We start from the raw sequence: 13,962 nt of genomic DNA, 5'->3' as shown, positions 1-13,962 counted from the left end.
GTATAGCTCATCACCAAGAACACCCGGGCCAGCCAATGAAAGACCCTGATCTGAAAAGCCAGCAGCCGCTCCATCGCGAACTTGATCACGACCTCGAGCCGACGCTCGGCCGCATCATGTCGCGCGACGGATTCTCGCCGGACCTGCCGACGCCGCGGCATGCCGCCTCGACGCCGCCTTCTCTGGGCGTGCGGCTGCTGATGTACATGCTCAAGGGCATCCGCATCGGTTCGCTCGACGTCACGCTGCCCAACGGCGAGTTGCGCCAGTTCCGCGGCAGCGAAGCCGGGCCGCATGGCGTGCTGAACATTCATTCGAATGCCATCGTCGGCCGCGTGCTGGGCGGCGGCGAAGTCGGCTTCGGCGAGGCCTATCTCGACGGCCTGTGGGATTCGCCCGACCTGTCGTCGCTGCTGTACGTCATGCATGCCAACGAGCCGCACTACAAGGGCCCGTACGAGAAGAACCTGATCGGCCGCTTCGCCGGCTGGGTACAGCACAAGCTGCGCGCCAATACCAAGGAAACCGCGCAGAAGAACATCGAGTACCACTACGATCTTGGCAACGAGTTCTACAAGATGTGGCTCGATGACACGATGGCCTACTCGGCCGGCATGTTCATCAAGCCGAACGAGACGCTGATGGATGCGCAGCTGAACAAGTTCCGCCTGATGGCCGAGCGACTCGAGCTGAAGCCCGAACATCACCTGCTCGAGATCGGTTCCGGCTGGGGCGGTTTCGCGATCTACGCCGCGCGCACCAGCGGCTGCCGCGTCACCAGCATCACGCTGTCGAAGGAGCAGCTGGTCGAGGCACAGCGCCGCGCCGCGGCCGCCGGCCTTGCCGATCGCATCACCTTCGAGCTGCGCGACTATCGCGACGTGACGGAAACCTACGACCGCGTCGTCTCGATCGAGATGTACGAAGCGGTCGGCGAGGAGTACTGGCCCGGATATTTCGCGACGATTGCCAAGGCGCTCAAGCCCGGCGGTCGCGCCGCGATCCAGGGCATCACGATCAGCGCCGATCTGTTCGGCGAATACCGCCGCAAACGCGATTTCATCCAGAAGTACATCTTCCCGGGTGGCATGCTGTGCCCGCCGGGGCTGTTCCAGTCGCTCGCCGCCAAGGCCGGCCTGAGTTCGGAGAATCCGCTGTTCTACGCGCGCGACTACGCCGACACGCTCGCGCACTGGCATCGCAACGTGCTGTCGGTGCGCGACAAGGTGACGCAGCAGTTCGACGAACGCTTCCTGCGCATGTGGCGTTATTACCTGAGCTATTGCGAATGTGGCTTCCGGGTCGGTAGTGTTGACCTCATGCAAATCACCCTGACGAAACCCTGACAAGAGACTGAGATGATCAAGATCGCCGGAGCTTTCGCCCTGCTTGCCCTCGCCGGCCTGATCGGCGTCTCCATCTGGGCCACCGGCCACGTCAGCATCGTGCCGGCGATCAACGACATGGTCGCCAATCCGGCGGCCGGCTATACGCCCTGGTTCATCGCGACCCTGTTCGACGCCTACTTCGCCTTCCTGTGGTTCTGGCTGTGGATCGCCTACAAGGAGCGCAGCTGGGGCGTGCGGCTGATCTGGCTGATGCTGATCCTCGGTCTCGGCAACATGGCGATGGCCGCGTACATGCTGATACAGATCATCAAGCTGCCGGCCAACGCCAGGTTCGAGGACCTGCTGCTGCGGCGTCCCGCCTGACATCGTGAGTACCGCGGTCGAGCAACAACGTTTCGCCGGCTTCTGGCAGCGCCGGGTCGTCGCGCCGATCGTCGGCCAGCTCAAGCAGGGCATCACGCCGGAGAAGATCGCGCTGACGGTGGCGCTGGGCATCGTGCTCGGCATCTTTCCGATCCTCGGCTCGACGACGCTGCTGTGCGCACTGGCCGGCCTGTGGCTGCGCCTCAATCAGCCGGTGATCCAGCTGATCAATTACTTCGTCTATCCGCTGCAGATCGCGCTGCTGCTGCCGTTCTACCGCGCCGGCGAGACGCTGTTCCAGCAACCGCATGTGCCGATCTTCTCGATCGCCGATCTGATGCAGCGCTTCCAGGCCTCGCCGACGCAGTTCATGGTCGATTACGGCATGGTCGGCGTGTACGGCATCGTCGCCTGGTGCCTCGTCGCACCGCTGCTGATCGCGGTGCTGTACTTCGCCACACGACCGCTGCTGCGCAAGCTGGCAAGCCGCAGCGCCAAGACGCCGCCGCAATCGTAGGATGGGCCGCTAGGCCCATCATTCAGTCCGATGGGCCTAGCGGCCCATCCTACGTTCTAAAGAATCTTCAGCAGATTCTCCGTCGGCCGGCCAATCGCCGCGCGCCCGCGATAGACCAGGATCGGCCGCTCCATCAGCCGCGGATGCTCGGCAAGCACCGCCAGCCACGACGCGTCGCTGCCCTTGTCGACCGACAATCCCAGCTCTTCGAACAAGGCTTCCTTGCTGCGCACCAGCTGCACCGGCTTGATGCCAAGCAGCGCACACAACTCCTTGAGCTGCGCCTTGTTCAACGGCTGCTCCAGATACTCGACGACCGGCACGTCGACGCCGCGCTCCTGCAGCAGCTTCAGCGCCTCGCGGCTCTTCGAACAACGCGGGTTGTGCAGCAACTGGTCACGCATCGGCAGGGCTCGGCATCGGTTCGTAGGCTGGGATGAAGCGCAGCGAATCCCAGCATAGCCGCTGCTAGAACATCCGCTATTTATAAATGACGAACATCATGTAAACTGCCGCCAACCCGCCGCCGGAGTCCGCCTTGAACCACAGCAGCATGAGCCCACGCGCCGCCTGGCTGCTGATGCTGACCGCGGCGGCGATCCTGATGATCACGATGGGCCTGCGCCAGTCGATGGGCCTGTTCATCGCGCCGATCAACGCGTCGACCGGCATGGGCATCGTCTCGATCAGCTTCGCGCTGGCGATCGGCCAGTTCGTCTGGGGCGCGGTGCAACCGATCTTCGGCGCGATCGCCGACCAGCGCGGCCCCAACGGCGTGCTCGTGTTCGGCGCCGTGCTGCTCGCCGCCGGCACCGCGCTGACGCCGTTCGCGAATGCGGAATGGGCGCTGATCGTCACGCTCGGCCTGCTGTCCGCCGCCGGGGCGGGTGCCGGCAGTTTCTCGATCCTGATCGGCGCGACGTCCGGTCGCCTGCCGCCGGAGCGCCGCGCGTTCGCCGCCGGTTTCATCAACGCCGGCGGGTCCTTCGGCCAGTTCGTGTTCGCGCCGCTCGCACAGGCACTGATCGCGACGCTCGGCTGGATGCAGGCCTTGTGGACGCTGGCCTGCACCGCGCTGCTGACCTTGCCGCTCGGTCGCCGCCTCAGCCGTCGCGATACCGTGACGCCGGCGGCCACGACCGCCGCGGCAGCAGAGATCACGCTAGGCGAGCAGCTGCGCGTCGCGCTGCGCGATCCGTCGTACTGGTTTCTTCACGCCGGCTTCTTCACCTGCGGCGTGCACATCGCGTTCCTCGTCACCCATCTGCCGGGCGAAGTCGGCCTGTGCGGACTGCCGGCGAGCGTCTCCGCCACCGCGCTCGCGCTGATCGGCCTGTTCAACATCGCCGGCAGCCTGACCGCGGGCAGCCTCGGCAATCACTACCGCATGAAGTGGATCCTGTCGGCGATGTACTTCAGCCGCGTCGCGATGATCGGTCTGTACCTGATCTCGCCGCGCACGCCGATGACGTTCTATATCTTCGCGGCCGGCCTCGGCTTCAGCTGGCTCGCGACCGTGCCGCCGACCGCGGGTCTGGTCGGCAAGCTGTTCGGCACGCGCTATCTCGGCACGCTGTTCGGCCTGACCCTGCTGTCGCACCAGATCGGCGGCTTCTTCGGCGCCTGGCTCGGCGGCCTGACGATCGCGCGCTTCGGCGACTACAACTGGATGTGGTACGCCGACATGGTGCTCGCCCTGCTCGCCGGCCTGATCAGCCTGCCGATCCGCGAAGCGCGTCTCGCGCCGCGCCTGGCGACAGCGTGACGCAGCCCATGTCGGGCAATGCGATCGGCGGCCTGCTGTTCGTCCTGCTGTGGAGTACCGGCTACATCGCCGCCGAGTTCGCGCTCGCCGGCAGCGGCTCCTTCACGCTCGCGGTATTCCGCTTCGCCGGCTCCGCGCTGATCATCGGCAGCTGGCTGCTCGTGCGGCAGGCGCCGGCACCGCGCCGTCAGGATCTGCTGCATGCCGCGGTCGCCGGTCTGCTCGTACAGGCGGGCTTCTTCGGCTTCACCTACGCCGGCATGCGCGCCGGGGTGTCGCCAGCCGCGGCGGGATTGATTGCCGGCCTGATGCCGCTGACGACCGCACTCGGTGCGGCGGCCCTGCTCGGCGAGCGGCTCGGTCGCTACGCGCTTCCCGGCTTCGTGCTCGGCCTTGCCGGTGTGCTGCTGGTGATCGCACCCAAGCTCAGCCACGCCGGCTCGCTGCTCGGTTATGCGCTGGCGACCTGCGCGTTGCTGTCGCTGAGCGGCGGCACGCTGTACCAGAAGCGCCACGCCGGTCATCTCGACCCGCGCCTGTCGCTGCTCGTGCAGCTGCTGGTTTCCTTGTTCGCGCTGCTGCCGTTCGCGTGGGGGCTGGAGCACCTGGAATTTCATCCGGCACCCGCTGTGATCGGCGGCGTGCTGTGGGCGATCCTGATCAATTCCTGCGCCGGCCTGCTGCTGTATCTGTGGCTGATCAGCAACGGCGCGGCGGGTCGCGTGGCCGGCCTGTTCTTCCTGGTGCCGCCGGTCACGGCGGTTCTCGCAGCGCTGATTCTCGGCGCCGATTTCGGTCTCCGTGAGACCGCAGGCTTCGCGCTCGCCGCGGCGGGTGTTTGGCTGGGCCAGCGCAGCTGATTTCAGTTCGCGAGCGGAATATGCGCCGCCGGCGTCGGGCTGCCTTCCGACGTGATCAGCAGTTCGCGACCGTCGGCCGACCAGGCAATCGCCTCGATCTGGCTTTCGTCGGGAATATCGACGCTCAGCGGCTCGCGCTGGAAGGCGTCGATCCAGCTTTCGCCGTCCAGGCGCTCGTAGACATAGGCTTGCGTCAGCGTGACGACGGCGGCGCGGCGGTTGTCCGCATCGAAATCCATCGACGTGACCCAGTTGATCCGCTCCGGATTCTCGATGCCTTCCGGCGCACGCGGGATGTTGATCTCGCCGAGCGCTTCGGCCATCGCCAGCGGCAGCAGCGGTCGCAGCGGTGCGCGGTACAGGCGCGGCACCGCGGCGCGCTTGCTGAGCAGATAGATCATGCCTTCTTCGGCATCGACGGCAACGGCCTCGCAATCCCGCGGGCCATCGGGGTACAGGATCTCGATCTGGCGCAGCGCCAATGCGCTCAGCGTCGGCGCGCTGGCATCGAGCTCGGGTTCATCGACGATATAGACCGTGATCAACGGGCGGATCGCACCGTTGTCGCCGATATCGCCGACCAGCAGCCGCGGCGCGCCGTCTTCGACGAAGGACGTCATGTCTTCCCAATCGATGTTGAGCGCCAGCTGCAGTTGCAGCACGCCGCGCGTCGTTCCCGCGCCGTCGAAGGCATACAGCTCGGTGGGTCCGCCGCTGTCGTTGTGGCTCCAGTACAGGTCCGCATCGCGCTGCGAGCGCGCCAGCCCGGAGGATTCGGTCAGCGCGGGCTGCTCGATGACGAAGCGTTGCGGCTCCAGATCGGCGAGCGTCGAGCCGCTGTCGCCACAGGCGCTGAGCGCGACGCAAACCAGCAGACCGACGGCGCGAACGCTCATGGAATCAGAAGACCAGAAAGTGGGCCGCGCAGCCTAGACGGCGCGGATTGCGCCGCTGTGACGGGTCTCGAATCGCTGCCGTTGACAGCGGGCGGGCGCCCGGGCACTGTTCGTATAAACAGCCTGCAAATATGTACAGTCATTGGAGCATCATGGACGCGCTAACCCCACGCCAGGCGGAAATCCTCGCCTTCATCCGCAGCCACATCGTCGAGCAGGGCATGCCGCCGACGCGGGCGGATATCCAGGCGCATTTCGGATTCCGCTCGGCAACTGCTGCCGAAGATCATCTGCGTGCGCTCGCGCGCAAGCAGGCGATCGAACTGATGCCGGGCGCCTCGCGCGGCATCCGCGTGCTGGGCGAACTCGACGACGCGGCGAACGACGAGGACGGCCTGCCGCTGGTCGGTCGCGTTGCCGCCGGCGCGCCGATCCTGGCGCACGAGTCGATCGAGTCGTTCTACAAGATCGACCGCCGCCTGTTCCATCCGCAGCCGGATTTCCTGCTGCGCGTCGAGGGCTGGTCGATGCGCGACGCCGGCATCCTGCCCGGCGACCTGCTCGCCGTGCAGCGCACGCCGGCCGCGCAGAACGGCGAGATCGTCGTCGCGCGGCTCGGCGACGATGTCACCGTCAAGCGCTTCGAGCGCAAGGGTGATCTGGTGCGCCTGCTGCCGGCGAACGCCGACTTCGCGCCGATCCGCATCGATCTGTCGCAGCAGGAGCTGATCATCGAAGGCCGCGTCGTCGGCCTGCTGCGCACCGGCGGCTTCGCCGGGCCGGCACTGGCCCCCCAGCTTGCGGGCGTGCTGTCCAGCGTGGCCTGAGTCAGTCCGCCGCAGACAGCGCACGCTGCAGGATCAGCAGGCGCAGATCGAACTCGATCTGGTGATAGTCCGGCAGCATGTGCCGGCACAGCTGATAGAAGGCCTTGTTGTGTTCGCGCTCGCGCAGATGGGCGAGTTCGTGGACGACGACCATCTCCAGAAACTCCGGCGCCGTCGTCTTGAACAGGCCGGCGATGCGAATCTCCGCCTTCGCCTTCAGACGCCCGCCCTGCACGCGCGACACCGCGGTGTGCAGGCCGAGCACGTTCTGGATCACGTCCATCTTGTTCTGCCACTGCACCTTGTGCAGCGTCGCCGAACTGCGCAGGTGCTGCTGCTTGAGCGCCAACGTGTACTCGTAGAGCGCAGCATCGGTCTGGATGCTGTGGCGCTGCGGATACTTTTTCTGCAGATGCTCCGCCAGCCGCTCCTGCTCGATCAGCTGCGCAACCTGCGTCTTGACCGGCGCCGGATACGGCCCGATGAAGCGCGCGATCTGCCGCTCGATGTCAGTATTCGACATGCCCGATGGAACGACAGCAACGGAGTGAGTGCGGCATGAGCGACAGCGTATCCGACAACAGCTTCAAGGCAGGCGTCTACCGCCACTTCAAGGGCCGCCTGTACCTGGCGCTGGGCCTCGCACGCGACGACGACAGCGACGACGTCATGGTGGTCTACGTGCGTCTGTACGAGCGTGCCGGCTATCCGATGTCCGTGCGCAGGCTTGCGGTATGGAACGAGCAGGTCGACATGGATGGCGCCAAGGTCCCGCGTTTCACGTTCGTCGGCGCCAGCGAATAACGCTTACGGATTCGGTCGGTGGCCGTAGCTCAGGGCGCGCGTGATCTGCCATGCCCCGTCCTGCTGACGCCACACCATCACGAAGTCGGCAATGCCTTCGCATTTGCCGCTCGCGAACTGGCAGAAGCGGTGCGTGCCTTCCGAGATCGCGCCAAAGTCCTTGATCGGATACACGCGGAGCGAACCGGGCACCAGCTCGCGGCTGAACTTGCCGCACACGTACTTCGCCGTGTTGGCGAGCATCGCATCGCGCGTCCAGGTGACGCCGCCGTTGTCGTGATAGAACTCGACGTCAGGTGCGAAGTAGGTCGCGTGCTTCTGCAGCTGCTCCGGCGCGCTGCAATGGTTGAAGGCGTCGAACGCCGCCGTGTCCAGTGCCGCGATGGTTTCGAACAGTGGATCGACAGGTCTGACCGCCAGCGTATCTGCCCAGACCGGGGGTGCAGCGCTGGCCGCAAAGCCCGCGCCTGCGACCAGCGCGCACAGCAGATTGACGAATAGCTTCACGGCAACTCCGGATCTGAAAGAGGCGTGCGGAAAGCATAGCGCTTGCTTCATTGCCCTTCGGGCGGCTGCCACAACTCGACCTTGTTGCCTTCCGGATCCATGACCCAGCCGAACTTGCCGAACTCCGAGTCGTCGGTCTTGTCGAGCACCTGGCAGCCCTCGCTGCGCAGCGCCGCGAGCAGGCCATGCAGATCGGCGACGCGATAGTTGATCATGAAGCTCGCCGTGCTCGGCGCGTAATAGTCGTTGTCCGCGCCACCGATCGACCAGATCGTCGTACCACCGGCCGGCTCACCGCTCTCGTCGGCCCAGCGGAAAGCCGTACCGCCCCACTCCTGCACGTCGATGCCGAGATGCTGCTTGTACCAGGCGCACAAGGCTTTCGGGTCCTTCGCCTTGAAGAAGATGCCGCCGATACCGGTGACTCTTTGCATGGCACACACTCCGGACATTCACGCAGGATGCGGCGAGAATAAAACGAATCGGATAAAGCGAAGGCAGTTGGCATTTGCGATTGACCCCGTGCAATTTGCAGGCGCAAGATGAGTTTCTGTCATCGCACTACATGCAGGGGGACGTATGGGCGGGAACGATCAGAGAGGCGGACCAAAGAAGCTGCTGGCGGCCTTTGGCCTAGGCTTGGTGGTGGGGTATTTCGTTTGCCACTTTCATGTCTGCAGCTACGTCGGGCTCTGTGAGGCGGCCATGGTGCCGCATCCCGGTCCCGTCGATCCCGGTCCGCGCTAAGCGCGTCAGGGCATCGAACAGCCGCTGAACTCCGGCGCAGCAGGAAGGAGTTCGGTGCCTGTCACACGCCAAGGTACGCGGCAGCGCAATAACGCCTCGATCTGCTCGGGGTCGCGGCGTTCCTGATGCATGTTGAATAGCTTCACCGTGCCGTCGGTTCCACCAATGATGGCTCTACCCCCATCGGAGTTGATGCTCGCGCTGTACCAGTTGACGGCACCTTCCTGCACAACGACGGACTCGATCAGTTCCTGTCTAGCGACATCCCAGATCTTCACGAGACCGTCGGCACCCGCCGACAGCAGCAAAGTCCCATCCGGGCTGAACGCCAAGCCCATGATCTGCCCTCCATGGCCCAGCAAAGTTTGCACATCCCCACTTTCCGGGCTCCAGACGAACACCGCTTTACTGAAATCCCCTAACGCAACATGGCGTCCATCCGCGCTGATTGCGGCCAGATACTGGCCCGTTGCCATCGGCAGATCGGCCGTTTTGAGCACTTTTCCGTCTGCCGCATCCAATAGATAGACGTGTCGCTGCGCCTGGACCGCGATCAGCGTTTTTCCATCGGGACTGAAGAGCAACGCTGAGATCGTTCCTTCCAGGCTCTCACCAGATGGAAGCTGCGTGCTCCAGAGATTTTTCTCGTGAGCAGCATCCCAGAGACTCACGGCGCCCTTCAGCCCTACCGCGAACGTCTCGCCGCTAGGGCTGAACGCATGAGCCTTGGGCCAATCGATATCAAACCCGGCCAAAAGCTGTCCGCCAGGAATTCTCCGAAGCTCGACGTGGCGGAGATTCAGTGCCTTCTTCGAAAGAACCGAAATCAAACTGCCTTGCGCATTGAACGACAACGAAGCAATCCGACGCTCTAATGCTGGCCATTCTTCGATCAGCGCCCCCGAGTGAGCGTCCCGCAGCACCAGCTTCTTGTCACTCTGTGCGACGGCGATCGTGCGATCACCCGGAGCGAAGGCCGCGGCGCTGACACCCTCTGCGGTCTGCCAGACTTCGGCGCCCCGAAGCTCACCGCCTTGTTCGTCACTCCAGTAGAAGTACGCGTCGCCGCTGTGATCGAAAATTCCCGACACATCAACGGCCAATCGTCCAGCAGTTGGGCTACCAATTGCGTACTCGTGAACTCTGCGCTCGGGGAGATGCCAAAGGACCGTCGAACCGTCGGCCCCCGTACTGATCAATTGTGATTCCTGACTACCGAAGCCGAAGGTATACGCGCCACCTTGATGCCCGTCGAGCGTGTAAAGCGTTTCTCCCGATGCCGGATCGGTGATCAGCAACTGGGGTCCCGCCGTTACCGCGAGTAGCGTCTGCTGTGGGCTCGCCTGGGCCGTCGTAGTTTTGGGATCGAAAAACTTTGCCGCGTATAGCAAGGCTCCATTGTGTCGACTCCACACACTGATGCCGGCTTTTGTTTGGCTACTCAGTCGTGAACCGTCGGAACTGAGGTGCACGTCTGCGAGCGATTGCGTGTGGCCCCCGATCATCAGCGACGTTCCATCATCGGCATTCCACCAACGCAGTTCACCGAGGCTGGACCCTGCGACCAGCTCCTTGCATCCTGCGCTGGCGTCCAGCGCCAACACAGCGCCACCCAACCCTGAGTAGTGCCGCAACACATTCCCATCAGGAAACCCGCGCAGGTCGACTCCGCCGCTTTCTGCACCCGTGATCAGTTTCGGCTGATCACCGCAAAAATGTACCGCTGAATACTTTCCGGGCCAGAGCCAACTGCGAGATCCGCCCAGCTCTTCGATTGCGATCGAGCCATCCCCTTTGACGTAGCTCAACCAGCGGTCCGACACGTCAATGGGTTCGAGAGAAGCATCGCGAAACATACCGCCTGGGTTGATGGCCTTGATCAGTTGCCCGGTATTGGCGTCCAGCACTCTAAGGCTCAGCGAATCGTCGCTGTGTACGTAGGTGTAAACCCAGATCCATCGGCCGCCTGGACTGAAGCGGGCAGACACGATGCCGGAACCTTCCGGCCTGTCGTAATGAAACAACGGCTTGCCGGTCACGGCGTCCCAGATGCGCAGTACCGGATCCTGTCCCAAAGTCAGGAAACGAGTGCCGTCGGGGCTTAGTGAAACCAGAATTCCGTCATTGCCAGTCTGCACCCGCAACACCTGCGCATCCACCACCCGCATCGCCCGAGACAGCATGAATCGCAGCGCCGGCGTATCGACACCGAGCTTGTACGCTTCGTTGAGATACACCGCCGCACGCGCCTCGTTGTGCGCCAGCAGTTCCTGTCGCCCCTTTTCGTAGAGCTGTTCGATGCGCACCTTCAGTGCCTGCGCGTCCAACGCCTGCTGCTTTTCATCCTGCTGCCAGCGCCAGCCTGCTGTCGCGCTGAGCGTCAGCGCGATGACCGCAGCGCTTGCGGCGAAACGCTGCAGAACCTGCCGCTGCCGCTCGCGCTGCTTGAGCTCATCGAGTCCGACGCCGATGAGTCCCGCAATCAGTTTCAACCGCGCGTTGCGGCGACCGTCTTGTCCGCCGCGCGCGTCGGCGGCGATCGGCTCCGCACGCCGGTCGGTCAGTTCGCCGTTGCCGTCGACTTCGAAGCGCAGTGCGGCCGGCAGGCATTCGAGCGCAGCCTTGTCGGCAAGCTGCGAAACATCCGGCTCGCCGCCGACGATGATCGGCAGCACGCGCGCGCTGCGCCCCATGGCTTTGAAGGTCTTGATCTCTTCATTGACCCAGCGCGAGTTCGCCGCCTGCGGCGAGCAGATGACGATGAGATGGCGCGACTGGCGCAGCGCTTCATTGAGCACGGTGCCGAGCTCGGCGGAGCTCGACAGTTCGTCGCGGTCGCGGAAGACCGGCAGCAGGCGGCGCGGGATGGCGCCACTCCAGTGTTCGCGGCCGACGAGGCGACGCGGCACTCGATAGGTTTCGAGCGCGCGGTGCAGCCAGCTCGCCCAGGCCTTGTCCTGGTGGCTGTAGCTGATGAACGCCCAGTACTTATAGGCTTCCCTGTCCGCCTGATCCGCCACGCAAGCCCCCCTGCTTCGCACTGACTTTACGCCGACAGCGCCTCGACGAGAAAGTCGACGAAGGCCCGCACCCGCTGCGGCACGGCGCGGCGCGACGGATAGATCAGGGTGATCGGCCGCGCATCACCGGCATGCGGCTGCAGCACCTCGACGAGGCGCCCGGCGCGCAGGTCTTCCTCGACGACGAAGCGCATGGTCTGGAACAGGCCGGCGCCGGCGCGCGCGAGCGTGACGCAACCGAGGATGTCTTCCGAACAGGTGTAGTTGCCGGACGTGAGGATTTCTTCCTCGCCGTCGTCGCTGCGGAATACCCAGGGCACGCGACGCCCGTTCTTCGGCTGGAGAAACTGGATGCATTCGTGCGCCTGCAGGGCCGCGACATCGCGCGGCGTGCCGGCACGCTTGAGGTAGGCCGGCGCGGCGACGACGACGACCGGTGTGACTTCGAGCGTGCGCGCCACAAGGCCTGAGTCGGCCGGCGGGCGCATGCGGATCGCGAGGTCGTAGCCGTCGGCGGCGAAGTCGATCGTCCGATTGCTGATATGTACATCGACCCTGACCTGCGGGCAGCGCGCGCGGAATGCCGGCAGCAGCGGCAGCACGCGGAAGTGGCCGTAGGTCGTCGGCACGCTGATGCGCAGCACGCCGGTCGGCGCGGACTGCTGGCCGGAAATCTCGCGCTCCGCATCGGCAAGCTGGGTCAGCGCCAGCTTGCAGTGCTCGAAGTACGCGCGGCCGGTGTCGGTCAGGCGGATCTGCCGGGTGGTGCGGACGAACAGGCGCGTACCGAGCCGCGCTTCGAGGCGGGCGACGGTGCGGCTGACGGCCGCCGGCGTGACGCCGGCATGGGTCGCGGCCGCGGTAAAGCTGCCGGACTCGGCGGCGGCGCAGAACAGCTCAAGGCTGCCGAGCTGGATATCGTCGAACTGGCGCATGATTCATTACATCAGGTATCAACTCATTTGCCCATGCCGGGGTTTATAGCCTCGCTGGTTACAAATAAGCTGCACTCCCCGATACCCCACCAGAAGGCCGAACCATGAAGCTCTACTACTCGCCGGGCGCCTGCTCGCAGGCTCCGCATATCGTCGCGCTGGAATCCGGCGCCAAGGTCGAACTGATCAAGGTCGACACCGGCACGCACAAGACTGCCGACGGCAGCGATTTCTACGCGATCAACCCGAAAGGCTACGTGCCGCTGCTCGAGCTCGACGACGGCAGCCGCCTCAGCGAAGGCCCGGTGATCTGCCAGTACATCGCCGACAAGGCCGGCAACAAGGAGCTGATGCCGGCCGCCGGCACGATCGAGCGCTATCGCGTGATGGAATGGCAGAACTACATCACCGCCGAGCTGCACAAGACCTTCACGCCGCTGTTCAACCCGACCTACGACGCCGCGGTCAAGAAGATCTTCGCCGACCTCGTGCTCAAGAAGCTCGGCTGGGTCAACGAACAGCTCAAGGATCGCGAGTACCTGACCGGCAAGACCTTCACCGCTGCGGACGCCTACCTGTTCGTCGTTGCGCGCTGGTCGCACTTCGTCAAGCTCGACATCTCCGGCCTGACGCATCTCAATGCCTTCCTCACCCGCGTTGCCGCGCGGCCGAAGGTGCTTGAAGCGCTGAAGTCGGAAGGCCTCGCCAAGTAAGCATGGACAACGACCCGCAGCGCGCCACGGCGAGCGACGCATCCGTCGATACGCCGCTCGCCGAGATCAGCGCGCTGCTGGTCGATTACTTCGACGGCCTCTACCACAGCGACAGCTCGCGGCTCGCGCGGGTGTTTCATCCGGCGGCGCAGTACATCTGCGCCACCGATGGACGCCTGCAGCACCTCGACATGCCGACCTATTTCGCGATCGTCGACAAGCGCCAATCGCCGGCCAGCCGCGGCGAGGCGCGCGCCGATCGCATACTTGCGGTCGACTTCGTCGGCAAGACGGCGGCGAGTGCGCGCGTCGAATGCGCCATCGGCGAACGTCACTTCAAGGATTTGCTGAGCCTGATCCATCTCGACGGCCGCTGGCAGATCATCGCCAAGGTCTTCGATTACCGCCTGCGTGAAACCAGCACGCACTGAATCCACCGATCCCTGAGCCCCGATGCCCTACGTCAACATCAAGATCACCAAGGAAGGCGCGACCGCCGAACAGAAGGCCGAGCTGATCAAGGGCGTCACCGATCTGCTGGTACGCGTGCTGAACAAGAATCCGGCAACGACCTTCGTCGTCATCGACGAGGTCGAGCTGACGAACTGGGGCATCGCCGGCGAGTCGGTCGAGGTGTTGCGAAAGCGTCAGTAGGCGCT

The 13,962-nt window shown here is 64.6% G+C and carries 17 protein-coding genes; 10 read left to right on the top strand and 7 right to left on the bottom strand.

What is annotated here, in order from left to right:
- The first annotated feature begins 35 nt into the window (after window positions 1-35).
- The 3 genes from AC3WUF_RS02335 to AC3WUF_RS02325 are packed head-to-tail and all read left to right on the top strand — an operon-like array spanning window position 36 to window position 2,229.
- Window positions 36-1,346, top strand: coding sequence for a class I SAM-dependent methyltransferase (locus AC3WUF_RS02335; RefSeq protein WP_492422016.1), 1,311 nt, complete (start codon window positions 36-38; stop codon window positions 1,344-1,346).
- A gap of 12 nt (window positions 1,347-1,358) precedes the next feature.
- Window positions 1,359-1,712: a DUF1475 family protein gene (locus AC3WUF_RS02330; protein ID WP_492422014.1), complete on the top strand. Its 354-nt coding sequence runs from the start codon at window positions 1,359-1,361 to the stop codon at window positions 1,710-1,712.
- A 4-nt stretch (window positions 1,713-1,716) separates the two neighbouring features.
- The gene (locus AC3WUF_RS02325) at window positions 1,717-2,229 is read left to right on the top strand and encodes a DUF2062 domain-containing protein (protein ID WP_492422012.1); all 513 of its coding nucleotides are present in this window, start codon (window positions 1,717-1,719) and stop codon (window positions 2,227-2,229) included.
- Window positions 2,230-2,285: 56 nt separating this feature from the next.
- Here the strand turns inward: AC3WUF_RS02325 and arsC are convergent, their stop codons facing one another.
- Window positions 2,286-2,633: an arsenate reductase (glutaredoxin) gene (arsC, locus tag AC3WUF_RS02320; RefSeq protein WP_492422010.1), complete on the bottom strand. Its 348-nt coding sequence runs from the start codon at window positions 2,631-2,633 to the stop codon at window positions 2,286-2,288.
- A gap of 149 nt (window positions 2,634-2,782) precedes the next feature.
- Between arsC and AC3WUF_RS02315 the strand changes: the two genes are divergently transcribed.
- Both AC3WUF_RS02315 and AC3WUF_RS02310 read left to right on the top strand, forming a co-directional pair.
- Window positions 2,783-3,994 carry an MFS transporter gene (locus AC3WUF_RS02315; protein ID WP_492423539.1) on the top strand — a complete coding sequence of 404 codons (1,212 nt, stop codon included), beginning with the start codon at window positions 2,783-2,785 and terminating at the stop codon, window positions 3,992-3,994.
- Window positions 3,991-4,854 (top strand): DMT family transporter, encoded by an 864-nt coding sequence (locus tag AC3WUF_RS02310; RefSeq protein WP_492422008.1) that lies wholly within the window; start codon window positions 3,991-3,993, stop codon window positions 4,852-4,854. Before AC3WUF_RS02315 ends, AC3WUF_RS02310 begins: the two co-directional genes overlap by 4 nt.
- Window positions 4,855-4,856: 2 nt before the next feature.
- Here the strand turns inward: AC3WUF_RS02310 and AC3WUF_RS02305 are convergent, their stop codons facing one another.
- The gene (locus tag AC3WUF_RS02305; RefSeq protein ID WP_492422006.1) at window positions 4,857-5,750 is read right to left on the bottom strand and encodes a hypothetical protein; all 894 of its coding nucleotides are present in this window, start codon (window positions 5,748-5,750) and stop codon (window positions 4,857-4,859) included.
- Window positions 5,751-5,902: 152 nt separating this feature from the next.
- Between AC3WUF_RS02305 and lexA the strand changes: the two genes are divergently transcribed.
- Entirely contained in the window at window positions 5,903-6,577 is a 675-nt protein-coding gene (gene lexA / locus AC3WUF_RS02300; RefSeq protein WP_492422004.1) for a transcriptional repressor LexA, read from the top strand.
- A gap of 1 nt (window position 6,578) precedes the next feature.
- On the opposite strand, the gene AC3WUF_RS02295 is transcribed toward lexA, so the two are convergent.
- A complete protein-coding gene (locus AC3WUF_RS02295) occupies window positions 6,579-7,100 on the bottom strand; it encodes a M48 metallopeptidase family protein (protein WP_492422002.1) in 522 nt (173 codons plus the stop codon).
- A gap of 35 nt (window positions 7,101-7,135) precedes the next feature.
- Here AC3WUF_RS02295 and AC3WUF_RS02290 point away from each other — a divergent pair, with 35 nt between their 5' ends.
- Entirely contained in the window at window positions 7,136-7,381 is a 246-nt protein-coding gene (locus tag AC3WUF_RS02290) for a DUF1653 domain-containing protein (RefSeq protein WP_492422000.1), read from the top strand.
- Window positions 7,382-7,384: 3 nt separating this feature from the next.
- Here the strand turns inward: AC3WUF_RS02290 and AC3WUF_RS02285 are convergent, their stop codons facing one another.
- From AC3WUF_RS02285 to AC3WUF_RS02270, 4 genes are all read right to left on the bottom strand, one after another.
- Complete coding sequence (locus AC3WUF_RS02285; RefSeq protein ID WP_492421998.1) at window positions 7,385-7,888, bottom strand: nuclear transport factor 2 family protein; 504 nt, start codon at window positions 7,886-7,888, stop codon at window positions 7,385-7,387.
- A 47-nt stretch (window positions 7,889-7,935) separates the two neighbouring features.
- Window positions 7,936-8,322, bottom strand: coding sequence for a VOC family protein (locus AC3WUF_RS02280; protein ID WP_492421996.1), 387 nt, complete (start codon window positions 8,320-8,322; stop codon window positions 7,936-7,938).
- Between the two features lie 318 nt (window positions 8,323-8,640).
- On the bottom strand, window positions 8,641-11,655 hold the full coding sequence (locus AC3WUF_RS02275) for a toll/interleukin-1 receptor domain-containing protein (protein ID WP_492421994.1): 3,015 nt from the start codon (window positions 11,653-11,655) through the stop codon (window positions 8,641-8,643).
- Window positions 11,656-11,681: 26 nt separating this feature from the next.
- A complete protein-coding gene (locus AC3WUF_RS02270; RefSeq protein ID WP_492423537.1) occupies window positions 11,682-12,593 on the bottom strand; it encodes a LysR family transcriptional regulator in 912 nt (303 codons plus the stop codon).
- A gap of 101 nt (window positions 12,594-12,694) precedes the next feature.
- Here AC3WUF_RS02270 and gstA point away from each other — a divergent pair, with 101 nt between their 5' ends.
- Genes gstA through AC3WUF_RS02255 form a run of 3 tightly spaced genes read left to right on the top strand, consistent with a single transcriptional unit; the run spans window position 12,695 to window position 13,957 of the window.
- Window positions 12,695-13,303 (top strand): glutathione transferase GstA, encoded by a 609-nt coding sequence (gene gstA, locus AC3WUF_RS02265; RefSeq protein ID WP_492421992.1) that lies wholly within the window; start codon window positions 12,695-12,697, stop codon window positions 13,301-13,303.
- Window positions 13,304-13,305: 2 nt separating this feature from the next.
- Window positions 13,306-13,734, top strand: coding sequence for a nuclear transport factor 2 family protein (locus tag AC3WUF_RS02260; protein WP_492421990.1), 429 nt, complete (start codon window positions 13,306-13,308; stop codon window positions 13,732-13,734).
- Window positions 13,735-13,756: 22 nt separating this feature from the next.
- Complete coding sequence (locus tag AC3WUF_RS02255; RefSeq protein ID WP_492421989.1) at window positions 13,757-13,957, top strand: tautomerase family protein; 201 nt, start codon at window positions 13,757-13,759, stop codon at window positions 13,955-13,957.
- The last annotated feature ends 5 nt before the right edge of the window (window positions 13,958-13,962 follow it).

The sequence above is a fragment of the Fontimonas sp. FW305-C-3 genome, from assembly GCF_058783185.1.
The sequence above is the reverse complement of the archived record's forward strand: the minus strand, read 5'-3'. Positions and strand labels throughout refer to the sequence as shown.

Excerpts from the sequence above, each read along its gene's own strand:
- AC3WUF_RS02335 (WP_492422016.1), top strand. The coding sequence starts at position 36 with ATGAAAGACCCTGATCTGAAAAGCCAGCAGCCGCTCCATCGCGAACTT.
- AC3WUF_RS02330 (WP_492422014.1), top strand. The coding sequence starts at position 1,359 with ATGATCAAGATCGCCGGAGCTTTCGCCCTGCTTGCCCTCGCCGGCCTG.
- arsC (WP_492422010.1), bottom strand. The coding sequence starts at position 2,633 with ATGCGTGACCAGTTGCTGCACAACCCGCGTTGTTCGAAGAGCCGCGAG.
- AC3WUF_RS02315 (WP_492423539.1), top strand. The coding sequence starts at position 2,783 with ATGAGCCCACGCGCCGCCTGGCTGCTGATGCTGACCGCGGCGGCGATC.
- AC3WUF_RS02305 (WP_492422006.1), bottom strand. The coding sequence starts at position 5,750 with ATGAGCGTTCGCGCCGTCGGTCTGCTGGTTTGCGTCGCGCTCAGCGCC.
- lexA (WP_492422004.1), top strand. The coding sequence starts at position 5,903 with ATGGACGCGCTAACCCCACGCCAGGCGGAAATCCTCGCCTTCATCCGC.
- AC3WUF_RS02295 (WP_492422002.1), bottom strand. The coding sequence starts at position 7,100 with ATGTCGAATACTGACATCGAGCGGCAGATCGCGCGCTTCATCGGGCCG.
- AC3WUF_RS02290 (WP_492422000.1), top strand. The coding sequence starts at position 7,136 with ATGAGCGACAGCGTATCCGACAACAGCTTCAAGGCAGGCGTCTACCGC.
- AC3WUF_RS02280 (WP_492421996.1), bottom strand. The coding sequence starts at position 8,322 with ATGCAAAGAGTCACCGGTATCGGCGGCATCTTCTTCAAGGCGAAGGAC.
- gstA (WP_492421992.1), top strand. The coding sequence starts at position 12,695 with ATGAAGCTCTACTACTCGCCGGGCGCCTGCTCGCAGGCTCCGCATATC.
- AC3WUF_RS02260 (WP_492421990.1), top strand. The coding sequence starts at position 13,306 with ATGGACAACGACCCGCAGCGCGCCACGGCGAGCGACGCATCCGTCGAT.
- AC3WUF_RS02255 (WP_492421989.1), top strand. The coding sequence starts at position 13,757 with ATGCCCTACGTCAACATCAAGATCACCAAGGAAGGCGCGACCGCCGAA.